Here is a 25436-nt window from a genome sequence, read left to right on the forward strand (position 1 = left end):
AATGTCGAATCAGAGTTATCTTCAAAAGATAGTCAGTAAAACCTATGAACATGGTTTCATTACTGACATAGAGACTGATATTATTTCACCAGGTCTAAATGAGGATGTTATTCGACTTATTTCAGCAAAAAAACATGAGCCTAATTTTATGTTACAATGGCGTTTAAAGGCGTATTGGCATTGGACTACTATGAAACTGCCGTTATGGGCGCATTTATGTCTTGATCCTATAGATTATCAAGCAATTAGTTACTATGCAGCTCCAAAAATAAAGAGTAAATCTAAAAACTTAGATGCAATAGATCCAAAATTGCTAGAAACTTACAATAAATTGGGCATTCCGCTGCATGAGCAGAAACGCTTGGCAGGTGTAGCTGTAGATGCTGTTTTTGATAGTGTTTCTGTAGCAACTACGTTTAAAGAAAAGTTAGCTGCGGTTGGCGTAATTTTTTGTTCATTTTCGGAAGCTGTGCAAAATCATCCTAAATTAATAGAAAAATATCTTGGTAGTGTAGTTTCTTACCGTGACAATTTTTTTGCGACTTTAAATTCGGCTGTTTTTAGTGACGGTTCTTTCGTTTATATTCCTAAAGGTGTGCGGTGTCCGATGGAATTATCCACATATTTCCGAATTAATAGCGCTAACACAGGCCAATTCGAGCGAACACTAATTATTGCCGACGAAGGAAGTTATGTGAGTTATCTAGAGGGCTGTACAGCTCCTCAACGCGATGAGAATCAGCTGCATGCAGCGGTTGTTGAATTAATTGCACTGGATAACGCACAGATAAAATATTCCACCGTACAGAATTGGTATCCAGGAGATAAAGAAGGCAGGGGTGGTATTTATAACTTCGTAACGAAGCGAGGAGTTTGTCGTGGAATAAATGCTAAAATTTCCTGGACACAAATTGAAACGGGATCGGCAATTACGTGGAAATATCCTAGTGTGATTCTAAAAGGGGATAATTCAGTTGGTGAATTTTATTCAGTAGCACTCACCACTAATTGTCAACAAGCGGATACAGGTACCAAAATGCTTCATTTCGGAAAAAATACAAAGAGCACTATTATTTCCAAAGGTATTTCTGCTGGTCGTGGTCAGAATAGTTATCGTGGACTTGTACGCGTATCACCAAGAGCTAGCAATGCACGCAATTATAGCCAATGCGATTCTTTATTATTGGGCGATCAATGTGGCGCGCATACTTTTCCATATATTGAAGCAAAAAATCCGACTGCATGCATTGAACATGAAGCGACAACCTCAAAGATTGGTGAAGAGCAATTGTTCTATTGCCGTCAACGCGGTATTTCAAAAGAAAATGCGGTATCTATGGCGGTGAATGGTTTTTGTAAAGAGGTTTTTCAAAAATTACCGATGGAATTTGCAGTTGAAGCGCAGAAATTGATGGAAGTAAGTCTGGAAGGGACTGTTGGATAATCCACGAGAAATGATAGGAGCACGAAAATAATAGTCATAGGGAGCTTAACGGATAGTGAAGGGGAGCTATGCTAATAATAAGAAACTTACATGCAAACATAGATAATAACGAAATTCTACGAGGCATTAATTTAACGATTAATGCGGGTGAAGTACATGCTATTATGGGACCAAATGGCTCGGGTAAAAGTACTTTAGCTGCCATATTAGCAGGTCGTGAAGATTACACTTTTACAGCAGGAGAAGTTCGTTACCTTGATAATAATTTATTAGAGTTAGCGCCTGAAGATCGAGCTGCACAAGGCTTGTTTTTGGCATTTCAATATCCTGTCGAAATCCCAGGTGTCAATAATCTTTATTTCTTAAAAACAGCCGTTAATAGTATTCGTAAAAAGCGTGGTGAGTCAGAGCTTGATGCGATGGATTTAATGGCATTAGTTAAAGAAAAATTATCATTAGTTGAGATGGAAGATAAATTTTTAAGGCGTTCCATTAATGAAGGTTTCTCTGGCGGTGAGAAAAAACGTAATGAAATTTTACAAATGCTCATATTAAATCCAAAACTGACTATTTTAGATGAGACCGATTCTGGATTAGATATTGATGCCTTACAAATTGTGGCGAAAGGTGTTAACAGCTTACGAAGTAATAATCGTGCCATCCTGCTAATAACGCATTATCAACGCTTATTAGACTATATTAAGCCGGATTTCGTACACGTATTACTACATGGACAAATTGTATTATCAGGTGATCTATCATTAGCGTTTGAACTTGAAAAAAAAGGGTATAGTTGGTTATGACTTGGAATGAAACTTATTTAAAGTCATTACAAAACTTACATAACGATCAGTTATATGTGTGGCAAGCTGAACGATTAGATGTCTTTTTATCACAAGGATTTCCGAATCGTAAAGTGGAGAATTGGAAGTATACCAACGTGGCAGGGATTGAGAAACAGGATTTTTCATTCGATAAACCCGTTGACTGTGATATCTCCAATTTTATTTTGAATGATGTATATCGTGTGGTGTTCGTTAACGGACATTTTTCATCCGCTTTATCGGATTTATCTCAACTCCCTTTTGGAGTATTGTTGAGCTCATTAAAAACAACGCAGCGTGAGACGATAAAAAATTTAATAAGTGGAATCAATTACGAAATGACGCCATTTTCATTATTAAATGATAGTGTCTTTCAAGATGGTTTGTTCTTATATGTGCCCAAAAATTGTCAGCTTAAAAAGCCCATTCACTTAATTTATTTAACAAAGCCGACTCAGCCTTTAGTGATGTCACAAACACGTCATCTGATTATCATTGAAGAAAAGGCTAAAGCGATCATTTTTGAAAATTATCAAGGAACTCATGATGTCACTTATTTTAATAACTTGGTAACACAAGTGCGTGTAAAACCTTCAGCGAATCTTCATCTCTATAAGTTACAACAAGAAGGTAATAAGGCTTTTCACATCGCTAATACAACGATTCATCAAGCGCAAGATAGTCAAGTGATGAGTTGTCATGTAGTTATAGGAGGATCACTTAGCCGTGATGATTTGAATTATTCACTCGATGAATCAGGAGCTTCATGCCAACTGTTTGGTTTTTATCATCTAAAGGATAGTCATCATGTTGACAATCATAGCCGTATCGATCACCGTGTTTCCCGTTGTATCAGTCAGCAAAATTATAAGGGTATTGTAGTAGGTCGATCGCGCGCTGTATTTAATGGAAAAATCGTCGTTCATCCTAATGCTGGGCAAACAGAGGCACATCAAACAAATAAAAACTTACTTTTATCTACAGAAGCGGAAATTGATACTAAACCTGAATTAGAAATTTATAATGATGACGTAAAGTGCTCCCACGGAGCTACGGTGGGTCAATTGAATGATACAGCTCTATTTTATTTACAAAGTCGCGGAATTGATCGTGTAACAGCTGAGTATATGCTTACTTACGCGTTTGCTAACGAGATTATTGAAGTACTCCCGCATCCCCTAATCGCAGAGTACATGAAAAAAGGCATCACTCAGCAGTTGGCAACGTCTTGCTGTCAGGGACATTGTCATGCGCAATTGTAATTTATTAGCTGTCAGAAACGATTTTCCTTTATTCAAACAACGTGTTCGAGGAAAACCATTTATTTATTTAGATACGGGTGCTACTGCGCAAAAGCCGCAATCGGTTCTTGACACTATATTGCGCTATTATATTTGTGACAATGCTAATGTCCACCGCGGTATTTATGCTTTAAGTGAACGTGCCACAGTCGCTTATGAGAATGCTCGAAAAAAAGTTAAAAACTTTATCAACGCCAAATACAGCCACGAAATTATTTTTACTCGCAGCACAACAGAATCCATTAATTTAATCGCAGCAAGTTTTGGATGGTTACAAATTAAACGTGGTGATGAAATATTAATTTCGGCAATGGAACATCATTCTAATATTGTACCATGGCAAATTTTATGTGAGCGTGTCGGTGCTAAATTAAAAATCATTCCTGTTAAAGATGATGGCACATTAGATCTTGATATGTATCAAAGGTTATTAACAAAACAAACAAGAATTGTAGGGCTCATTCATGTTTCTAACGTGTTGGGTACTATTAATCCAGTCAAGAAAATAATTCAATTAGCTCATCAAAAAGAAATTCCAATCTTACTAGATGGTGCGCAAGCTGCACCGCATATGATTGTTGACGTTCAGGATTTAGGTTGTGATTTCTATGCATTTTCAAGCCATAAATTATACGGTCCCACTGGTGTTGGTGTGTTATATGGTCAATCGAAATGGTTAGAAATGATGCCACCGTATCAATATGGTGGCCAAATGATCAAGCATGTTAGTTTTAAAAAAACAGAATATAATGTATTACCTTATAAATTTGAAGCAGGTACACCTAATGTGGCAGGTGTTATTGGGATGGCTGCAGCTGTTGATTACTTAACTGCTATCGGACTTGAAAAAGTTCAGGCACATGAAGAAGCATTGTTATATTATGCAACGAAACAGTTATTGAAAATTTCAGGGCTGAAGATAATTGGTGATGCATCGCATAAAACAGGTGTTATTTCTTTTGTAATGGAGCAGGCACACCCCCATGATATTGCGACTATTCTAGATAGTGAAGGGATTGCTGTGCGAGCTGGGCATCATTGTGCCATGCCCCTAATGGAGCGATTTAATTTACCGGCTACGACACGTATTACGTTTGGGGTTTATAATACTTTTGATGATGTGAATCAATTAATAGAAGGCTTGCATCAAGTAATTAAAATATTTGGGAAAGCACATCATGCTATAGAGTCGAAAACTCAAAGGAAAAAATAATTGTACTGATTTTTTCTTCCTATTTCGGATCAGATATGGGACAAACTTGGTTGACAGGGTAGTGTGTATGAAATTGGTTTGTGAGAACAATATTAAGGAGACAAATTTATAGTATGATAAGAAGATAGAGGAAAATATGCACGACTTACGTGATTTATATCAAGAAATTATTATTGACCATGGTCGGAATCCGCGGAATTTTGCCCCGTTATCTGCGCCTACACATACTCATGAAGGCTATAATCCTTTATGTGGTGATCGACTAACAGTTTACTTTCATGAAAAAGATGGCGTTATTAAGGAGGCCTGTTTTGAAGGTAGTGGTTGTGCTATTTCAATGGCGTCGGCTTCACTCATGATGGAGATGTTAAAAGGCAAGTCAATACAAGAAGCTGAAAATTTATTTTCCCAATTTCATGGCTTAGTGACAGGAAAAAATTCCGATACTAATCGACTAGGCAAATTAGCAGTTTTAGCTGGTGTGGCTGAATTTCCGATGCGTGTAAAATGCGCGACTTTATGTTGGCATACAACATTGGCTGCTTTGCGTTATAAAACAAAGATGACTGTAAGGACTGAATAATGGAAATCCCTATTATTGCATTAACTCACGCAGCCTATCATCATATTCAATCATTAGTGAAAAAACGATCTGGTAAACCACTTTTTCGTGTATCAGTCAAAAAAACGGGTTGTTCAGGGTATATGTATCAATCGGAACTTATTGATTCACCGAAGGAAGGTGATGTGCTCGTAAAAACTACTACCGACTTAACTATTTTAATTGACTCTCATTATGTTTACATGATGAGGGGGACATTGATCGATTATGTAAAAAAAGATTTAGGCCAATATCAATTACAATTTAGCAATCCAAATGTCGTTAGTACTTGTGGTTGTGGTGAAAGTTTTTATTTGAAAGAAGAAAAGAATGTCAACTAATGAGAAAGAACTTATTATTTTAAATCGAGATACTGTAGCTCTGCTGATTCCTTCAGGCAGGTCAATTGTGGTTCCTAAAGGAACTGAAGTAACGATTACCCAAAGTTTGGGAGGTACATTTACGGTAGATATTTACGGTAGTCTTGCACGTATTGATGCTAAAGATGCAGATGCTTTAGGTAAACAAGTCAATAATTTTTTGGATGAATTGCCTAATGACATTAGCATTAAAGATAAAATATGGGGTCAATTGCGCACAGTATTTGACCCAGAAATTCCAGTAAATATCGTCGATTTAGGATTAGTTTACACGTGTGATATTGAGAAAGTAAAAGATAAGACGCATCGCGTGTTCATCGAAATGACATTAACAGCGCCAGGTTGTGGGATGGGAACTGTGCTAATTGAAGATGTAAAAACAAAAATTCTCGCTATTCAGGAAATTAGTGACATCCATGTTGAAATTGTATTTGATCCACCATGGGACCGTAGCATGATGTCAGATACAGCTAAATTACAGTTAGGACTTTTTTAAAATGACACAAAGTAATAAACGCTGGCTTCGAGAACATGGGAAAGATTTTTATGTGAAACAAGCAAAGAAAAAGGGTTACTCTTCTCGTGCTGCATTTAAATTATTGCAGATATGCCAGAAACATAAGCTTTTTAAATCTGGAATGTACGTTATTGATTTAGGCGCCGCACCGGGAAGTTGGTCACAAGTGGCTAAAAAATTGGTAGGGGTTGATGGCATAGTTATCGCGATTGATCTTTTACCTATGATAGTTCCCGCTGGCGTTGAATTTATACAGGGTGATTTTAATGATGTAGAAATTTTTAATCGCCTACAGGAAATAGTAAAAAAGAAAACATTACATGGGTATGTAGACCTTGTTATTTCCGATATGGCACCGAATGTTTCGGGTATTAAAAGTATTGACCAACTGAAATCATGCCATTTAGTAGAGTTGGCTTGGAAGTGCGCCCAGAAATTTTTAGTAAAAGGGGGTACATTTTTAGCCAAAATTTTTCAGTATTCTAACGTTGATGCACTTTTGACTGACTTGCGTCAATACTTCAAGCAGGTCAAACTCCAAAAACCAAGCGCCTCGCGGTCAAAGTCGAGTGAGGTTTATATACTCGCTACCGAGTTTCTAGGCTATAATCGATAGGCATTGCATTATAAAGCAAATACGAGGTAACATTTGAATAATATTGTTAAAAATTTACTGCTGTGGCTAGTGATTGCAGTAGTTCTCATTACTGTCTTTAGTAATTTTGGTGCACACCAGCCCGAGGTCCAACCTTATAGTTATTCTACATTTGTTAGGGCAGTTAACAATGATAAAGTAGATAGTGTAGTTATTCAGGGTCGTGAAATTAAGGGCATTACCAAAGATGATCAACATTTTACAACTTATTTACCGATGGAAGATCAAGTCCTTCTTAATCAATTGATAGCGAAAGGTATCAGTGTCAAAGGTGAACCACCAAAACAACAGAGTATATTTTTGCATATTCTTATCAGTTGGTTGCCGTTTTTAATTTTGATTTTCGTATGGATTTTATTTATGCGTCAGATGCAAGGGGGAGCACGCGGTGGTGGCCCGATGTCATTCGGACGCAGCAAAGCACGATTGCTTAATCAAGATCAGGTTAAAGTGACTTTTAACGATGTCGCTGGAGTTGAAGAAGCAAAAGAAGAAGTTAAAGAACTAGTTGATTTTCTTCGTGATCCAGCTAAATTTCAACGTTTAGGTGGAAAAATGCCTTGCGGTGTCCTTTTAGTAGGGCCACCAGGAACAGGCAAGACGTTGTTAGCTAAAGTTGTCGCTGGCGAAGCGAAGGTGCCTTTTTTTACGATTTCGGGTTCGGATTTTGTGGAAATGTTTGTGGGTGTTGGTGCTTCACGTGTCCGAGACATGTTTGATCAAGCCAAGAAACAAGCACCATGTATTATTTTTATAGATGAGATTGATGCTGTTGGTCGTCATCGAGGTGCCGGTTTGGGTGGTGGACATGATGAAAGAGAACAAACTTTGAACCAGCTTTTAGTAGAAATGGACGGTTTTGAAGGGAAAGAAGGTATCATCGTTATGGCGGCGACTAACCGACCGGATGTGCTTGACCCTGCCTTATTGCGCCCTGGTCGTTTTGATCGACAGGTAGTAGTACCACTACCGGATATTAAAGGTCGTGAACGCATTCTCCAGGTACACATGAATAAGTTGCCGTTAGCATCTGATGTGGAAGCTTTTGTGATTGCTCGAGGAACACCTGGATTTTCCGGTGCGGATTTAGCCAATATAGTCAATGAAGCTGCTCTTTTTGCCGCGCGTGAAAACAAAAAAGAGGTTAGTATGATCGAGTTTGAACGCGCAAAAGATAAAATCATCATGGGGATAGAACGTCGCTCGATGATAATGAATGATGAAGAAAAAAAATTGACAGCTTACCATGAAGCAGGTCATGCGATTGTCGGTTTACACATGCCTGAGCATGATCCTGTTTATAAAATTACAATTATTCCTAGAGGTCGTGCCTTAGGTGTCACACTATTTTTACCTGAACAGGACCGCTATAGCATGACGAAACGTCGACTGGAATGCCAATTAGCAGGATTATTTGGTGGACGTATCGCTGAAGAAATTATTTTTGGTGAAGATCGCATTACGACAGGTGCTTCTAATGATATTGAAAAAGCCACAGAAATCGCGCGTAGTATGGTAACCAAATGGGGCCTATCATCAAAGTTGGGACCTTTGACATATGGTGAGGAAGAGGGTGAAGTCTTTTTAGGGCGCTCTGTTACGCAACGTAGAAATATTTCGGAAGCAACAAACAAGGAAATCGATTGTGAAGTTCGTCGAATTATTGATGGGGCTTATAGTACGGCTAAGAAAACTTTAGAAGAACATATAGATCAACTGCATTTAATGGCGAATGCGTTAATTAAATATGAAACTATTAGTGAAGTGCAAATCAAAGAAATTTTGGCAGGACAAGCATTGTCTCTACCAGAAGATTGGAAAGAAGAAAATGGGAATATTAAAGAGGATAGAAAAGAAGAAATGCCTTTAGCTGAAGATAAAATATCAGTAGAGCAACCAACTTCAACTCTAGCTAAAGACACTCAAATTTAATTTCTTAATTTAATTACGAGAATGAGAATGTTGAAAGAAAAGCAATTCCATTTACGTTTGTGTGATGGCCGCCGTATCTTTTTTGCTGAACCAGCGATTATGGGAATTATTAATGTGTCTCCTAATTCATTCTATAATCCTCATTCAGATTTAAATTCCGTGTTACATACTGCCGAAAAGATGATAGCAGAAGGCGCTGATATTTTAGATATTGGAGCAGAAGCAACAAATCCGTTTGTGAATCTCGACAAAGATTCACCATCTCTGCAAAAAGAATTAGATCGTCTTATACCTGCTGTCGATGCAATCAAAAAACATTTCAATATTTTGATTTCTGTTGATACAAGCCGACCTCAGGTGATGTTAGAAGCGGTCAAAACCGGTGCTGATATGATTAATGATCAACGTGCCTTGCAAACAAAAGAGGCCTTAGTGACAGTGGCAGAATTAAAAACACCAGTATGCCTCATGCATTTTCCTAATTCGATACGAAAGTCAGGTTTCTTATCCTGCTCCAGTTTTTTAAAGAATATTAAACATGACTTGAAAAATGCGATTGAGCGTTGTTCAATGGCAGGTATTTCGCAGGATCGTATTATTATTGATCCAGGTTTTGGTCAAGGTAATTATGGGAAAAATTTAACTATAAATTTTTATTTACTAAACAAATTATCTGAATTAACTTCCCTAAATTTACCTATCCTTGCAGGATGGTCGCGGAAATCAATGGTGGGAGATATTATTAATCAACCACCAACGGGCCGGCTTTTTGGAAGCATTGCTGCGGATACATTAGCTGTTTATCAAGGTGCCTCAGTGATTCGCACACATGATGTAAAAGCAAGCCGAGAAGCGGTAAAAATAGCGGTTTATGCAAAAAGAATTAACAGAGATGAATGATAGCAGAGATGAAATGGAACGATAACAAGCGATAAGTATCAAGAATTATTTATTCTTTACTTTAAGTACAAATAGAGAAAAAGAAAATGGAAAAAAAGTATTTTGGAACGGATGGGATTCGTGGACAAGTAGGAAACTCACTCATTAATGCAGAATTTATGCTTAAATTGGGTTGGGCTGTAGGTAAAGTATTGGCAAACAGCCAACCAGCCACTGTTTTAGTTGGAAAAGATACGCGTATTTCAGGTTATATGATTGAATCGGCGCTTCAAGCCGGTTTGTCGGCAGCTGGAGTTAATATTAAGCTTACGGGTCCGATGCCAACACCAGCTCTTGCTTATTTAACGCGTTCAGTACGTGCTGATGCTGGTATTGTTATTAGCGCTTCACATAATAGTTATCCTGATAACGGAATTAAATTTTTTAATAGAGATGGATTTAAATTATCAGATGAACTAGAGTTGATTATTGAAAAACAAATCGACAAACCGATGCGTACTGTGCAAGCTGCGCGTTTAGGGAAAGCTGCGCGTATGAGTGAAGCATATGGTCGTTATATTGAATTTTGTAAAAACACATTATTTCCTTCTCAATTTTCTTTAAAAGGTTTAAAGCTTGTTGTAGATTGTGCTAATGGCGCAACCTATTTCGTTGCACCTGCTATTTTCCATGAGCTTGGCGCGACTTCGATCTCAATTAATATTGAACCAAATGGATTTAATATTAACCAAAGTTGTGGCGCAATAGATACGCGGAAACTTCAAAAAAGTGTTATACAACACAAAGCCGATGTTGGTATTGCTTTTGATGGCGATGGCGATCGACTGATTATGGTAGATCACCAAGGTATTAAAGTTGATGGAGATGAATTGTTATGTATCATAGCTATTAATTATGCTCATTTAAAAAAAGATCGTCCACTCGGTGTCGTTGGCACTGTGATGAGTAATTTAGGTTTAGAACAAACATTGAAACAGCACAATATTGTATTTGAGCGTTCGTCGGTGGGTGATCGTTATGTACTCGAACTGATGCAACAAAGAGGCTGGCTTTTAGGTGGTGAATCATCTGGTCACATTGTTGATTTAGAATTTACGACAACAGGAGACGGTATTATCACTGCCTTACAAATCTTACGAATTATGCAACAGACTGGTAAGCCGCTTGCTGAGTTAAAAAGAATAATGGTAAAACGGCCGCAAACGTTAGTTAATGTACCAATTGATAAAGTTCTAGATGTTAAACGTTATCTTATTATCAAAAATGCCGTGGCGAAAGTAGAAAAGCAATTTAATAGCACTGGCCGTGTTTTATTGCGTCCATCAGGCACAGAGCCGGTAATCCGAGTAATGGTAGAAGGTAATGATGAAATCATTGTTCGTCAAACGGCAGCAAGGCTCGCAGTATTGGTGGGGGAATCACTTCAATAATTATATTCTCTTTCGGAATTTTTCATCTTATTTTTGTATCTTTTCTGGGAAGAAAAGATTGGATTCTTGATAATTGTAGATTAATTCTAGGCATTACTTGTTTAAATGCATCAATCACACAATCAGGTGCAAATTAGGAGTATTGAGCTTAGTAATGATTATAGCCGGATTGTGATCTACTTAAGCTCGACAACCTATTAAGAAACAGCTAAGATTCTGACCTTAGGGTGAGGTGTTATGCAACAAACTTATGAGGAAGCGCTAACTTTTGATGATGTTTTATTACTTCCTGGTTATTCCGAAGTTTTGCCAAAAGACGTCTTCTTAGCTACACGACTTGCTGGCGATATTGTTCTCAAGATTCCGCTATTATCAGCCGCTATGGATACTGTTACAGAAGCACGCTTGGCCATTGCCTTGGCTGAAACAGGGGGACTTGGTATACTCCATAAGAATATGAGTCCGGTGCAGCAAGCAAGCGAAGTTCACAAAGTTAAGAAATTTGAAAGTGGGGTTGTCTTTGACCCTATTACTGTTTCACCGGACAGTACCATCGGTGAACTTAAGAAAATCACTAATGAATATAATATTTCTGGTCTACCTGTGGTGAGAGGCCAACAACTTATAGGTATTATTACCAATCGCGACATTCGTTTCGAGTTGGATATGCAACAAAAAGTAGCCAATTTAATGACACCGAAAAGTCGGTTGATTACCATCAAAGAGGGGGCTTCGCGTGATGAAATCATTAATCTTTTTCATCAACATCGCATTGAAAAATTGCTTGTCATCAATAAAAATTATGAATTACGCGGTTTGATTACAGTGAAAGATATTTTACGATCAGAACAGAATCCTAATGCTTGTAAGACAGTTTCGGGACAATTATGTGTGGGTGCTGCAGTTGGAACGGGAAAAGAAACTATGGAACGTGTAGCGGCATTGATTACAGAAGGTGTTGATGTGATTGTAGTGGATACGGCTCATGGACATTCGAAAGGAGTGATTGGACAAGTAAAATGGATCAAGAAACATTATCCGGATATACCGGTCATTGCTGGTAATATTGCCACTGCTGAAGCCGCCAGGGCGTTAGCAAATGTGGGTGTCGATGGAGTTAAAGTGGGAATAGGGCCCGGCTCCATTTGTACTACTCGGATTGTGGCAGGTATTGGTGTGCCGCAAATTACGGCAATTGCCTCGATAGCTGCAGAATTAAAAAATGATGATATTCCTATTATTGCTGATGGAGGTATTCGTTTCTCCGGTGATATCTGTAAAGCCATAGCGGCTGGAGCGCACGTCGTGATGATCGGAGGACTATTGGCAGGTACCGAAGAAGCACCTGGAGAGGAGGTTTTATATCAGGGTCGTTCATATAAGTCTTATCGGGGTATGGGCTCTACTGGAGCGATGCTTAAAACTTATGGTTCTTTCGACCGCTATTTTCAAGAGTCTTATAATAAACAAGAGGAAGAGTATGTGCCAGAAGGTATTGAAGGGCGTGTACCTTATAAAGGTCCTTTGCGTGGAGTGATCCAGCAATTAGTCGGTGGTTTACGTGCAGGCATGGGGTATACTGGTTGCAAAGATATTGATGAATTACGTACAAAAACAAAGTTTGTTCGAATGACTCATGCAGGTGTACGCGAAAGTCATGTGCATGATGTAACAATTACAAAAGAATCACCAAATTATTCAATTGAAGAATAAAAGGTTTATGTTCAATAACATTTACCAACACCGGATTCTGATTCTTGATTTTGGTTCTCAGTATACTCAGCTCATTATGCGGCGGGTGCGTGAAATTGGTGTATATTGTGAATTAATGCCCTGTGATATTGATGCAAAAACAATACGCAATTTTAGTCCCAATGGAATTATTTTATCAGGAGGGTCAGAGACTGTCACCATGAATCACACCATGCGTGCCCCCATGATTGTATTTGAAATTGGTTGTCCTGTGCTTGGTATTTGTTATGGTATGCAAACCATGGCTTACCAATTAGGTGGTAAAGTAGAGACCGCGACAAAAGCTGAATTTGGACATGCGGAACTACGCATATTGAATCCTATTTTACTGTTCGAAGGTATTAAAAATCATATTTCTCCTGATGGTACTCCTTTACTAGATGTTTGGATGAGTCATGGTGATATTGTCACGGTATTACCTCCTGATTTCGAAACTGTTGCAAGCACCGATAATTCACCTTTTGCCGCGATAGTCAATTTTGAGAGAAAATTTTTCGGCTTGCAATTTCATCCTGAGGTAACTCATACTTCACAAGGACACCTTATTTTAGAACATTTTGTCAGTAATATTTGCCGTTGTGAATTCAATTGGGCGAAAAAAAACATTATTGGAAATTATGTTCGGGATATTCAGAAGAAAATAGGTAAGGGACGAGTAATAGTTGGATTATCAGGAGGTATTGATTCTGCCGTTACTGCAGTTCTTATTCATAGAGCAATTGGTGATCGATTAGTTTGTGTTTTAGTAGATACTGGTCTATTACGTCTGCATGACACAGAAGAAATTTTAGGAATCTTCAAAAAATATATGGATATTAAAATTATTCATATTGATGCGAAAGCACGATTTATGCAAGCCTTAAGAGGCATTGTTGATCCTGAAAAAAAACGTAACATTATAGGCAAACAGTTTATCAGTGTATTTGAAACAGAAGCTAAAAAGCTAGGTATTAATTGGTTGGGGCAAGGAACGATTTATCCTGATGTTATCGAATCGGCAAAGACGAAAACCGGAACAGGTCATGTTATTAAAACGCATCATAATGTAGTTGAATTACCGCTAACAACGGATTTACAACTAATCGAACCGTTGCGCGAATTATTTAAAGATGAAGTTCGAGAATTAGGTCTAGCACTAGGATTACCTCGAGACGTCATTTATCGACATCCATTTCCAGGCCCGGGTTTGGCGATTCGCATTTTGGGAGAAGTGACGCCAGAATATGTCGATATTTTACAACGCGCTGATGCAATTTTTATTCAGGAACTAAAAAAATACGATTATTATCATAATCTTAACCAGGCATTCGCGGTATTTATACCTGTAAAAACTGTTGGTATTAAAGGTGATGCTCGACATTACGGTTATATAGTGGCCTTGCGTGCAGTAAAAACTATAGACTTTATGACTGCGCAATTGGCAGAATTACCCTGTGATTTTTTATCTAAAGTAGTTCGTCGTATCCTCAATGAAATTAAAGAAATATCTCGGGTGGTTTATGATATTACCGATAAGCCACCAGCGACAATTGAGTGGGAATGACATGGAAGAATATGTGCATTCTCCACAAAAACTTCAAAAGCATCCGCTGAAGAAAGAAGGAGCGTAATGGTTAAATGCGTATTTAAAAATCTTCTTTATATTCTTTTGATAACGATTATGGTGATTGTATCTTGAAAGTGAGAAGCTGATAACTATCAGCGATTGATCAAGAAAAGATAAACGGTTTTTATGAATAAAATGCGCTACACGATAAGTATAACAATAATTCCTTTATGGTTTCCCCGATTGCTTAGTTACCTGTTAAAATTTGATGAGATCCATTGTTAATGGAAGATTTTCAACTTAACTTGGTTTGCTGTATGGTATGGAAGTAATTATTCAAGGTGTTAGATCTTTATTATACAGGATCGAGAAATACTATAACATGACAAAACCCTCTCAGTATGATTTTACTGCAGTGTCTTACAAAGATTTATAGAACGAAAGCGCGTTTATAATTGTCATTCATCGTTTAAAATTTGTTATTAATTGATAGTATATTAAATTCAGAAAGATATTTTACAAATTAAGGAGTGATTGCCTATTATTTTTACACGCTAAATTACCAGGAGCGGAGGTGACTAAAAAATTATATATTTCAGTGATTTGTGGAGGTCAATCGACCGAACATGAAATTTCAATTCAGTCGGCAAAAAATATTGTTGCAGCATTAGATCTCAATAAATATATCATTTCTATAGTGTTTATTGATCAGCAAGGTAAATGGTATTTAATTGATAAATATAAAGAATTTTTGAATTGCAATTTAGAAGATTTGATTAAGGTAGGACTGGCATTACCAATTACGATAACATTAGGAGAGTTGAAACAGTCATGGCAGTTTTTGAATAGCAACAAACGCCATCTAGTAGATTGTATTTTTCCAATGGTACATGGTACTCAAGGAGAAGATGGTACATTGCAGGGATTTTTTGAGCTTTTGAATCTGCCTTATGTAGGGGCAGATATGCAAAGCTCTGCTATCTGTATGCAAAAAGATATTACTAAAAGTTTGTTGCGAGCAGCTGGTATTCCAGTAGTTGACTGGTATGCACTTCGTTCATCAGATGGATGGAAAGGTTTGTATCAAAAACTAGCTACTGCATGGCATACACTAGAACTTTTTGTTAAAGCTGTGAGTCTTGGTTCATCGATCGGTACATTATCAATAAAAACAGAGCATGAATTTAAAAAAGCTATTGAAATGGTTTTTACTTATGATGATCGTCTTATCATCGAGCCACGCATTCTTGGACGCGAAATTGAATGCGCTGTATTGGGTAATGGACATCCGAAAGCCTCTTTGCCTGGGGAAATTATTCTTCATCATGAGTATTATTCTTATGAAGCAAAGTATATTGATTCTAATGGAGCAACTACACTGACTTCAATTGATTTACCTAAGATAATAATCAAACGCATTCAACAGATGGCAATCGATGCTTTTAAAGTGGTGCATTGTTCTGGAATGGCGCGGGTAGATTTTTTTATATCGAATAAAAATAAATTGATGATTAACGAGATCAATACTATTCCTGGATTTACAAATATTAGCATGTATCCAAAAATGTGGGAAGCGACAGGATTACCTTGTCGTGATTTATTGGATCAATTAATTGCATTAGCTTTAAAACGTCACCGTGAACAAAAAAAATTAATACGTTACTACCAAGTGTATCCTAGTCATTCCCACGATTTAATTCGGGACTCAATTCAGCAGAGAACAGTTTCTTAATTTATTTGTCTTTACCAGGTCTTGGCATGATGTATTATTGTAACATAATGAAATAATATGAGAATATGGAAAATAATCAATGAATTCATTTATTCATTTATCTGTTCATAGTGAATATTCAATTATTGACAGCGTTGTACGCGTCAATCAGTTATTGCAACGTGTTGCTGATTTAAAAATGTCGGCTGTTGCATTAACTGACGAAGTTAATCTTTTCGCCCTCGTTAAATTTTATTGTGCTGCATTTAATAGAGGTATAAAACCTATTATTGGCTCTCAATTGCTATTAATTGAAGGTAATGAAATATTTCGTCTGACTGTTCTGTGTCAAAATTCCATTGGTTTGCATCATCTGATCCAGTTATTATCTCGCGCTTATGTCGAAGGTCGCACGTGTAATCAAGTATTAATTCGTTGGGAATGGTTGGTAGAAGCAAGAGGAGGGTTAATCATTTTATCAGGTGGACGCCACGGCGATGTTGGCCAAGCCTTGTTACAAAATCGTTGTTCTCTGGCAGAGGAACGTTTAATGCGTTGGTTAGACTATTTTCCTGATAGTTTTTACCTTGAGTTACAACGTACCAAACGTGAGCAAGAAGAAGATTATATTTGTGCCGCCGTTAAATTGGCGCTAATCCATGACGTACCTGTCGTGGCTACTAATGATGTCCGTTTTTTGCATCAAACAGATTTTGAAGCACATGAAGCACGAGTATGTATTAATCAAGGTTATTTACTGGAAGATACTAACCGACCTCGTGTTTATAGTGATCAGCAATATTTAAAAAATGCTGAAGAAATGTGGACACTTTTTTCAGATATTCCTGAAGCATTGGAAAATACTATTGAAATTGCTAAACGCTGTAATGTCCAAATGAAGTTCGGCGAAGTATTTTTACCTAAGTTTCCTGTACCTGGTCATTTGACAATTGAAGATTATTTTCATCAGCAGGCTAAGAAAGGATTGGAAGAACGTTTAGCTAAATTAAAAACGAAAAAAATATTTTCAAGAAAGAGTTACGATGATCGTTTAGAAACCGAAATCACCGTTATTACTAAAATGGGATTTTCCAGTTATTTCTTAATTGTATCAGATTTTGTTGCATGGGCAAAACAACATTATATCCCTGTGGGTCCTGGTCGAGGTTCTGGTGCAGGATCATTGGTAGCTTATTCACTGGGCATAACAGAGTTAGATCCGTTAGAACATGAATTACTATTTGAACGCTTTTTGAATTTAGAACGTGTTTCTATGCCAGATTTTGATATTGATTTTTGTATGGAAGGTCGAGATCGCGTTATCGATTATGTAGCAGAACGTTATGGGACTGAAGCAGTGGCTCAGATTATTACTTATGGGACGATGACGGCACGTGCTGTATTACGAGATGTGGGTCGTGTGCTAGGTTTAGCTTATGGTTATGTCGACAAAATTGCGAAACTAATACCTTTTGAGTTAGGTATGACTTTAGAAAAAGCACTCGAACAAGAAGCAATGCTGGCTAAGCGATATGCAGAGGATGATGAAATAAAAAGTCTTATCAATCTTGCAATGAAATTAGAAGGTCTCACACGTAATGCAGGCAAGCATGCTGGTGGCGTAGTTATTGCTCCAACTCAACTAACTGACTTCGTTCCACTGTATTCTGAGCCGGATAGCAATCATTTGATGACGCAATTTGATAAAGATGATCTTGAAGCAATTGGTTTAGTTAAATTTGATTTTTTAGGCTTACGTACACTAACTATTATTAATTGGACGGTGCGAGATATTAATTCTAAAAGAAAAGTACAAAATAAATCATTGCTTGATATTAGCACTATCTCATTGAAGGATGAAAGTACATATACTCTTCTAAAGAGTTGCGCGACTACTGCTGTATTCCAATTAGAATCTCGTGGTATGAAAGAATTAATTCATCGGCTTCAACCCGATAATTTTGCTGATATTATGGCACTGGTTGCTTTATTTCGTCCAGGGCCTTTACAATCTGGGATGGTGGATACATTTATTGCTTGTAAACATGGTAAACAAGCAGTGCATTATCTTCACTCGGATCTAGAATCGATTTTGCGTTCTACTTACGGTGTGATTCTTTATCAAGAGCAAGTAATGCAAATTGCGCAAGTATTAGCGGGTTATTCATTAGGTGCTGCAGATGTTTTGCGATATGCTATGGGAAAAAAGAAACCTCAAGAAATGGCGAAGCAACGTACCATCTTTATGAAAGGCACTAAAGCGCGAGGGATTGATAAAAATTTATCAACTCAACTATTCGATTTAATAGAAAAATTTTCAGGCTATGGCTTTAACAAATCGCACTCTGCTTCTTACGCATTAATTACTTATCAAACAGCGTGGTTGAAAGCACACTATCCCGCAGAGTTTATGGCGTCAGTTTTATCGTCGGATATGGATAACAACGATAAGGTGGTTAGTCTTATTCATGAATGTCATGACATGGGTTTAGAAATACTAGCGCCGACTATTAATCGAGGGCATTATTATTTTACGGTTAATATGAAAGGGCAAATTGAATATGGGTTAGGAGCAATTAAGGGGGTTGGAGAAGCAGCTATTTCACATATTGTGGCATGTCGAGAAACAAAAGGTAAATTTAGTGGACTTTTTGATTTTTGTCATCGTATAGATTTGCGTAAAGTAAGTCGACGTATATTGGAGCCTCTAATTCGCTCAGGATCAATGGATGATTTTGGTGTTTCTCGTGCATCTTTGAGTGAATCATTAAATTTGGCACTTCAATCAGCAGAACAAAAAAATAGAAATAAAGAATTTGGACAACATGATTTATTTAGGAATGCATATGAGAAAGCAGTTGTTGAGCTATACATTATAAAGTCTGAGTGGGATACTGCTAAACGTTTAAAAGGGGAAAGGGAAACTCTAGGATTATACGTTACTGGTCATCCTTTAGATGCATATGAAAAGGAAATGAAAATCGTTGGAGCCACGTCTATCAGTCAGTTGCATATCTCAGAAAATGCTGTTGTTGTGGGCATAATGATGGGAATCCGTATGATAGCAACACGCAGTGGAAAACGCATAGCCGTGCTTGCTCTTGAGGATCGGACAGGGCGAATTGAGATTATCTTATTTAGTGATTTATATCAAAAAGTTGCTATGAATTTAGACCATAATGCTATTTTGGTTGTTCGAGGCTCAGTAGGGAAAGATACGTATAGAGGCGGTTTTAGATTGATGGCTAATACACTGATAACTTTAAATCAAATACATGAGCGGATGGTTAAACGGTTACTTATTCGAATAAGTAGTGCAGAGACTGATTATCTACTTTCTCAATTGCCATCTGCCATTGAATCTTATATCGGTGGGCAATGTTCTATTACTATTGCTTATCAGGGCGAAACTGCTGCTGTTAAGCTCGCTTTAGGAGATACCTGGAAAATTAAACCTAGCGGTAACTTACTGCATCATCTTAGCCAATTATTCGGTGATGGCAAGGTAGAATTTGAATATTAGGTTCTAAACCACATTACATATACCATATAAGTGCTCTACAATAAATAAGCCAGTCAGTAATGGTACAATGATAGGTGTGGTACGGACGCTATGGCTCGCTTTTTATTTTTCGAATAACTTTTAGCAAAGTTTTAGAAAAGTTTACTCTCTCTCCCCACTCAGTCGTTTACTATTATTTTACATAAAACGAACAATATGCTGTCATCATAGCATAAGTGTTAGTTTTATTAATTTTAGCTTAAATATAACTCTTAGTTGTAAACTCTTAGTTGTACTTAATTTCGAGAAACCAGTCAGACTAGTTTTGTTTCATAACACGACAATATTATCTCGTTTGATATTGGTATTATTTTGTGCGCCTGGGAGTGTGCATTTTCTTACATCTCTTAATACTCATTATGCCGTAAATTCTTTCCAAATAGGTTGATACTAGAATACTTACCTTGGTATTAATTTAGTCAAATTTTTACTTATTTTGATAACATCTCGTGTATCAGAGTGTAAGAATATGACAATGGTATTTGCTCCTTTTTGTACCTTTTATATCATTACATATTCGGTATTTTTATATGCAGCCGTAGTGCGACGTTACATTGCTATTTTAATTTTTGATTTTTTGATCTGAAGTTGGTTTGGAATCGGTTTGGAGTTAGCGTCATTTTAGTTACTTTATAATAAATTTAAATAAATAATCGGGTCTATTTAAGTTATGAGTTTTGTGGTTATGAGTTTTGTGTTATCACAGCTCTAATTCTATCAAGAGAAGTCAATCATGAAATAATAGTAGGGCAATAGTATCAAAGAATTATTAAATTTCTGATTGCTATTTAGAAATAGCATGATAAGATTTCTACAAATGTGGCTTCAGAATTATATTATACAGGCTTTCTGTCTAAAAAAGCAGAAAGCTTTTCTGTTTTGCAATACTATTTTGTTTTTATAAAAGATGAGTTCGTTTCTTATTTCATTAAATGTTATGAAGATTCCAATTTATAAATGTTTGCAAGTAGGAATTCACTATCTATCACGAGAACGACTTGTTGCAAGTTTGAAGACAGCTTTAGCTTGTTTAATCGGTATTTTCATTGGTGATCTGTGGCATTTATCGATGCCACAATGGGTACTGATTACTATCCTAGTTGTGATGGCGACTAATATCCGAATTGGGGGAACAATAAAAAAGTCTTATCTTCGTTTATTAGGCACAGTAGTTGGAGCACTTTTAGCAGCAACTGCTCTTTTGTTATTGGGCAATCATCCCACGCTCATTTACGTTTTATTATTGATACTGCTTACTATTTTTTCTTATTTAGCCAGTAGTTCAACAGATATTAGCCAGTTTGGCCTCTTGGGCGCGACAACAATGATCATGATTTTAGATTCAAGAACACCAACTTTGAAAACCGCTGGGGATCGAATTCTGGAAATCTTTCTTGGTATCGTAATCGCGGTGTTAATTACTCGATTTGTATTTCCCTCACATGCAAAGAAGCTTCTCCGATTAAGCATTGCAAGTACTTTGAAACAGTTCCATGCGCTTTATGAATTATTTATTACAAAAGAACTTACGCAAGAATCTCTTGCTGAACAGGAAAAAATTGAAAATGACATGATTACTCATATTTCGAAGCAAAATACATTGTTACAAGAAGCATTGAATGAAGATACACGGGTGAAGAAAAAATGTTCAATTTATCAAGCTATTTTTTTATTAGAACGTAAATTATTGAGAAATATCTATATGTTACGCCAAACGCTTCTCACTGAATCCACACAATTGCATGATTTTTATAAAAAAAAAGATTTGATTGAGCTGCATCGACAAATATCAAGCTTATTTGATTTCATTAATGCTATTTGTTCAAAAGAATCCGCAAGCACGATGTTACCTTTAAAAGAACAAGTTAACAATGTCATCGAAAAAGTAATTCATAAATTTTCTCACTCCATGAGTATTGATCATGTGATTAATATTCATGCTTTTGAATTTTGTCTGAAGCATTTAGTGAGCGTGCTCTATGAAATAATTAAATGGCTACAACGATTGAATGCAAAAGAAAATTTACAGCATTAAAATCTAATAGCGTAGAGAAAAATAACGTAGATATTTTAAGTGGGGTTTGGTTTTATATTAATTTTCGAATCCCAATACGATGCAATCGATACTCGAAATACACGATACACGGCTAGAATACATTAAAAGGTATACTAGATGAACTAGTGACAATCTTTTAGCAATACTAAAAATAACAAATAAAATGAATACGCTACTGAATAAACAGTAATCGCTAATCGTCGTTTACAATGATGACTTGCACTTGATAATCTTTCTTAGTAATAACATCTAGAATCATAATGAACATTAACCATCTATTAGACCCATCTTTGAAAATTTTCATAAACAAGATTTGCACCTACGTTTAGAATTGTCCAATCAGGCTCAGTAAGGTGATATCCAGGATCAATCTCGAAGCTAATAAAGTTGATAATTTTAAATGATCGTTAATCGATAATTTAAGAAGGGAATTAATAAATACTTTAATCTTACGCGACAGGATTATTATGCTACAAAATAGAAAAAGAAAAATTATGGTTTATTGATTGTTTGTCATGTTGTATTTTCTGTGTGGGTTTTATGATTGAAAGATAAGGCTTTTGAAAGTCAAACAATATGTCATAGACTTTGTCAAAGAAATTAGTCTCTTTTTATGATTGCTTTTCTAAATTTGTAAGCAAATGGAGCAAAATTTTGTTTTGACAAAAATAAAATTAATCAACCGGGAAATTTTATTATTAATCCTCTCATTTTCTTTTATTTTTAATTTTTAACGACGTTCAAACTCGTTCTTTTAGAATCAAAATCTAAACAGCCTTTTGTCGCTATTGACTCCCATGTAACCACTTTACATAGATAAATAATTAAATGGGATTTTTCTTTTCTATCGGCAACTAATTCATTACAATTGAAATTTTCATTACAACTGAAATTTGTTCATATCAAATTGATGGTATCAGGATTCTTATAATAGTATCGTATTGTATAGAGAATATAAGCATTCCTTTTATACAACAATATTGCTCTTCAAAGGATATATCAGTGTTATATAGTTTCAGGAAATGGGAAAACAGCAATATAAAAGTTTTATTTTTAGATGACTTATGAGCTACCAATTAAGTAATTCTAAGCTACTAAAAGTTTAACGATAATTGGATACTTGTTGTACTATCATTTGAATGTTTGATACCCTGGTAATATTGTATTTTTCATCAGCTACACTGAAATTGTTCGGGAATTATTAACACAAATTGCCTTTTAATCCGAATATATATATATGTATGGCTGCGGTCGAAGTCTTATAAACACCATGATAAAAGACCTTACGATATCTTACAAAACAAACAATAGGATAAGTGGTAAGATTTTTTGTTTTTGTTTTATCGTTAATTATTAATGAAAAATCCACGTTATCCACATTAGAAATTTTTATAGAATGAATGTATTTTGGATGTGATTAAGGTAATGCAGTGAATACCATGTACTGTGGTATTGGGTATTGCAGTGATCGTAATGAAGCGTCACCAAAATCGATATGGCTATTAGTAATTCCAAAGATTTTTTGAATTTATTAAAATAAAGCCTCTAAAAAAATCCTACATCTTAAAGCCAAGTAGCAATAACGAACATTATGGATTCTAAAAAAATTAATATTCTTCCGAAAAATAAGGATGTATGAATAAAAGATTTACGATTAAATAAATTAATCCCAATACAAAAATAGCTAATGAAAACTGTATTAAATTATGTATTTCTAAAAGAATAGCCAATGAACAGATAAAAGAAGAGGTGATCAATATCAACGACCCCCATAAAGAACTCACTGTCCCTGAAGCTCTAGGGAATACACTAATAGCTCTAATAAAACCATTTGGTTGAACCCACCCGTAGGCCAAATAAATGAGAAGCATAGGAAATAAAATCGTAATCCAATGCATGCCATAAAAAATAGCTAAAAATACACTGATTAAACCGCCTATATTGACTGTGATTAATCCTGTTAATATTACGTTTTTGAGGGAATATTCTTTGATAATCCAATTATTGGAAAGGCAGCCTATAAAATAGGCTAAACCCGTAAATAAAGCGATATGACCATAAAATACAGCAGTATGTCCTAAAATAGTTTGGATCATATAAGGAGCAACAACATTAAAAATAACAGGTACTGAAGAGCCGAGCGAGATTGTAATGGCTATCATCATGAACAAACGATGTTTAAGAATTTGAAGCACATTCTTTACGTGGATATTAAAAATAAAAGGAGTAAATTCCAGAATCGTTTCAGGTAAGAAAAAGTAAACTAATAATAACAAAATAAATCCATAGATACACAAAAAATAAAAATTAGCCTGCCAGTTGAAATAATGCTGTAGATAGCTCCCAATTAAAGGTGCAATGATAGGGCCTAGCGCCCATATAATGGAAGCGTTCCCTGTTATTTGTTTTAATGAAGAACCTTTAAAACAGTCCATCATAATAGAGCGATAAATGACCGCGGGCACGCCGGTAATTAATCCTTGTAAAAAACGCAAAGTGAGCAGCATGCTGATATTAAAAGATATTGCAATACTAGCAGAAACAAGAATATAAATTATCATTCCTGATAGTAATAATCGACGTCGACCGAAGCTGTCTGATAAGATACCAAAAATAAATTGACCAAATCCTAATCCCAATAAATAAACACTTAACGTTAATTTAATTAAAGACGCCTTAACAGCAAAATAGTGGGTAATAACAGGCAATGAAGGCGTATAAATATCAATACCTACCCCACTCAAGGGGGCCATGAGTAATATAATAAAAGCCAATAGATTTTTATTCAAACTTTTTTGCGTCATTGATTCAGTTTTCTTTCTTCGAAATATATTTAGAAACTAACTACAATAATAATTAATTAAGATGTGATGGCTAGAGAAGGACTATATGATACTGCACAGAGTTGAAAAATGCTGCTGCTTATCTTTCCAGCAGCCATCAGAATATAGGGGCGATCTTTTATCGAGTGATTTTTTCCCAGAATTTTTCCTTTTTAAAAAGCAGCATACTCATATGCTAAGTTCTTTAACAGTCTTTTGATTATTGTGAGTTTCCTCATGTTACTCGTTATGCGTGGATTTGCGACTTTTATGCCCACAATCATGTGTTTATTTTATCTTATTATATACTATTAAGTATTTAGGATATATAGATTTGTAACTATCTAATGCCCTTATTTATTTTTATATATGACATATGGTTGTATATTGTCTAGAGCAAATGTTCTTAAAAAAGATAATATGACTTTTTGATTTTCGGATTTCGGATTTTTACATAAATTCAGCTGAATATCATGCGTATTTGATGTCAAATCTAAACCTACTTTCTAATAACATTAACTAGATACTAACTAATTATTTAATTTAGTAGCAACGAAATCAAAATCTCTTTTGTTATTTTTAAGATAAAAACCTTTTTATATTCATAGGCGAGATGATCGTTTTCTATTTTCTACGCATACACCTTTAATTATGTTCATGTCAAATTAACAAATCCTTATAATTAAGACGTGTGTTGCACATATGTGACCGATATTATTTATTTATTTATGTCCCTGGCCTATCACATTTCGTGTGAGAGAAATTTTTCTTATTTAATTGAGATAAAAAA

Annotated in this window: 17 protein-coding genes; 16 read left to right on the forward strand and 1 reads right to left on the reverse strand. The window is 35.9% G+C overall.

Translation table 11 applies throughout. The features are described 5' to 3' along the window. Position 1 precedes the first annotated feature (1 nt). From sufB to CEAn_RS01595, 16 genes are all read left to right on the forward strand, one after another. Positions 2 to 1444, forward strand: coding sequence for a Fe-S cluster assembly protein SufB (sufB, locus tag CEAn_RS01520; RefSeq protein WP_211924060.1), 1443 nt, complete (start codon positions 2 to 4; stop codon positions 1442 to 1444). A gap of 68 nt (positions 1445 to 1512) precedes the next feature. Continuing rightward, positions 1513 to 2247 (forward strand): Fe-S cluster assembly ATPase SufC, encoded by a 735-nt coding sequence (gene sufC / locus CEAn_RS01525; protein ID WP_211924061.1) that lies wholly within the window; start codon positions 1513 to 1515, stop codon positions 2245 to 2247. Beyond that, positions 2244 to 3530 carry a Fe-S cluster assembly protein SufD gene (sufD, locus tag CEAn_RS01530; protein WP_211924062.1) on the forward strand — a complete coding sequence of 429 codons (1287 nt, stop codon included), beginning with the start codon at positions 2244 to 2246 and terminating at the stop codon, positions 3528 to 3530. The genes sufC and sufD overlap by 4 nt, the downstream gene beginning before the upstream one ends. Next, a complete protein-coding gene (locus tag CEAn_RS01535; RefSeq protein ID WP_211924063.1) occupies positions 3517 to 4782 on the forward strand; it encodes a cysteine desulfurase in 1266 nt (421 codons plus the stop codon). The genes sufD and CEAn_RS01535 overlap by 14 nt, the downstream gene beginning before the upstream one ends. A gap of 136 nt (positions 4783 to 4918) precedes the next feature. After that, complete coding sequence (sufU, locus tag CEAn_RS01540; protein ID WP_211924064.1) at positions 4919 to 5365, forward strand: Fe-S cluster assembly sulfur transfer protein SufU; 447 nt, start codon at positions 4919 to 4921, stop codon at positions 5363 to 5365. Next, on the forward strand, positions 5365 to 5724 hold the full coding sequence (locus tag CEAn_RS01545; RefSeq protein WP_211924065.1) for an iron-sulfur cluster assembly accessory protein: 360 nt from the start codon (positions 5365 to 5367) through the stop codon (positions 5722 to 5724). The genes sufU and CEAn_RS01545 overlap by 1 nt, the downstream gene beginning before the upstream one ends. After that, complete coding sequence (gene sufT / locus CEAn_RS01550; protein ID WP_211924066.1) at positions 5714 to 6259, forward strand: putative Fe-S cluster assembly protein SufT; 546 nt, start codon at positions 5714 to 5716, stop codon at positions 6257 to 6259. Before CEAn_RS01545 ends, sufT begins: the two co-directional genes overlap by 11 nt. A gap of 1 nt (position 6260) precedes the next feature. After that, positions 6261 to 6896: an RlmE family RNA methyltransferase gene (locus CEAn_RS01555; RefSeq protein WP_211924067.1), complete on the forward strand. Its 636-nt coding sequence runs from the start codon at positions 6261 to 6263 to the stop codon at positions 6894 to 6896. Positions 6897 to 6929: 33 nt separating this feature from the next. Beyond that, complete coding sequence (ftsH, locus tag CEAn_RS01560) at positions 6930 to 8867, forward strand: ATP-dependent zinc metalloprotease FtsH (RefSeq protein WP_211924068.1); 1938 nt, start codon at positions 6930 to 6932, stop codon at positions 8865 to 8867. A gap of 27 nt (positions 8868 to 8894) precedes the next feature. Further along, on the forward strand, positions 8895 to 9767 hold the full coding sequence (folP, locus tag CEAn_RS01565) for a dihydropteroate synthase (RefSeq protein ID WP_244670099.1): 873 nt from the start codon (positions 8895 to 8897) through the stop codon (positions 9765 to 9767). An 86-nt stretch (positions 9768 to 9853) separates the two neighbouring features. After that, on the forward strand, positions 9854 to 11197 hold the full coding sequence (gene glmM / locus CEAn_RS01570) for a phosphoglucosamine mutase (RefSeq protein WP_211924070.1): 1344 nt from the start codon (positions 9854 to 9856) through the stop codon (positions 11195 to 11197). Positions 11198 to 11434: 237 nt separating this feature from the next. Continuing rightward, positions 11435 to 12910, forward strand: a complete 1476-nt coding sequence (gene guaB, locus CEAn_RS01575) for an IMP dehydrogenase (RefSeq protein WP_211924071.1) — start codon at positions 11435 to 11437, stop codon at positions 12908 to 12910. A 7-nt stretch (positions 12911 to 12917) separates the two neighbouring features. Next, positions 12918 to 14492, forward strand: coding sequence for a glutamine-hydrolyzing GMP synthase (gene guaA, locus CEAn_RS01580; RefSeq protein WP_211924072.1), 1575 nt, complete (start codon positions 12918 to 12920; stop codon positions 14490 to 14492). 577 nt (positions 14493 to 15069) lie between these two features. Continuing rightward, a complete protein-coding gene (locus CEAn_RS01585) occupies positions 15070 to 16227 on the forward strand; it encodes a D-alanine--D-alanine ligase family protein (RefSeq protein ID WP_211924073.1) in 1158 nt (385 codons plus the stop codon). Positions 16228 to 16306: 79 nt separating this feature from the next. After that, entirely contained in the window at positions 16307 to 19729 is a 3423-nt protein-coding gene (gene dnaE / locus CEAn_RS01590) for a DNA polymerase III subunit alpha (protein ID WP_211924074.1), read from the forward strand. 976 nt (positions 19730 to 20705) lie between these two features. Further along, entirely contained in the window at positions 20706 to 21803 is a 1098-nt protein-coding gene (locus CEAn_RS01595) for an FUSC family protein (protein WP_211924075.1), read from the forward strand. A gap of 1628 nt (positions 21804 to 23431) precedes the next feature. On the opposite strand, the gene CEAn_RS01600 is transcribed toward CEAn_RS01595, so the two are convergent. Then, entirely contained in the window at positions 23432 to 24628 is a 1197-nt protein-coding gene (locus CEAn_RS01600) for a multidrug effflux MFS transporter (protein WP_211924076.1), read from the reverse strand. Positions 24629 to 25436 lie beyond the last annotated feature (808 nt).

Origin of the sequence: Coxiella endosymbiont of Amblyomma nuttalli, assembly GCF_018107685.1 — a bacterium.
In the GTDB taxonomy this organism is placed as follows: domain Bacteria; phylum Pseudomonadota; class Gammaproteobacteria; order Coxiellales; family Coxiellaceae; genus Coxiella.

What these genes read in the sequence shown, in the direction of transcription:
- CEAn_RS01600 (WP_211924076.1), bottom strand. Translation starts at nt 24,628, where the DNA reads ATGACGCAAAAAAGTTTGAATAAAAATCTATTGGCTTTTATTATATTA.
- CEAn_RS01555 (WP_211924067.1), top strand. Translation starts at nt 6,261, where the DNA reads ATGACACAAAGTAATAAACGCTGGCTTCGAGAACATGGGAAAGATTTT.
- folP (WP_244670099.1), top strand. Translation starts at nt 8,895, where the DNA reads ATGTTGAAAGAAAAGCAATTCCATTTACGTTTGTGTGATGGCCGCCGT.
- guaA (WP_211924072.1), top strand. Translation starts at nt 12,918, where the DNA reads ATGTTCAATAACATTTACCAACACCGGATTCTGATTCTTGATTTTGGT.
- sufB (WP_211924060.1), top strand. Translation starts at nt 2, where the DNA reads ATGTCGAATCAGAGTTATCTTCAAAAGATAGTCAGTAAAACCTATGAA.
- CEAn_RS01535 (WP_211924063.1), top strand. Translation starts at nt 3,517, where the DNA reads ATGCGCAATTGTAATTTATTAGCTGTCAGAAACGATTTTCCTTTATTC.
- glmM (WP_211924070.1), top strand. Translation starts at nt 9,854, where the DNA reads ATGGAAAAAAAGTATTTTGGAACGGATGGGATTCGTGGACAAGTAGGA.
- sufD (WP_211924062.1), top strand. Translation starts at nt 2,244, where the DNA reads ATGACTTGGAATGAAACTTATTTAAAGTCATTACAAAACTTACATAAC.
- sufU (WP_211924064.1), top strand. Translation starts at nt 4,919, where the DNA reads ATGCACGACTTACGTGATTTATATCAAGAAATTATTATTGACCATGGT.
- CEAn_RS01595 (WP_211924075.1), top strand. Translation starts at nt 20,706, where the DNA reads ATGAAGATTCCAATTTATAAATGTTTGCAAGTAGGAATTCACTATCTA.
- sufC (WP_211924061.1), top strand. Translation starts at nt 1,513, where the DNA reads ATGCTAATAATAAGAAACTTACATGCAAACATAGATAATAACGAAATT.
- sufT (WP_211924066.1), top strand. Translation starts at nt 5,714, where the DNA reads ATGTCAACTAATGAGAAAGAACTTATTATTTTAAATCGAGATACTGTA.
- CEAn_RS01545 (WP_211924065.1), top strand. Translation starts at nt 5,365, where the DNA reads ATGGAAATCCCTATTATTGCATTAACTCACGCAGCCTATCATCATATT.
- dnaE (WP_211924074.1), top strand. Translation starts at nt 16,307, where the DNA reads ATGAATTCATTTATTCATTTATCTGTTCATAGTGAATATTCAATTATT.
- guaB (WP_211924071.1), top strand. Translation starts at nt 11,435, where the DNA reads ATGCAACAAACTTATGAGGAAGCGCTAACTTTTGATGATGTTTTATTA.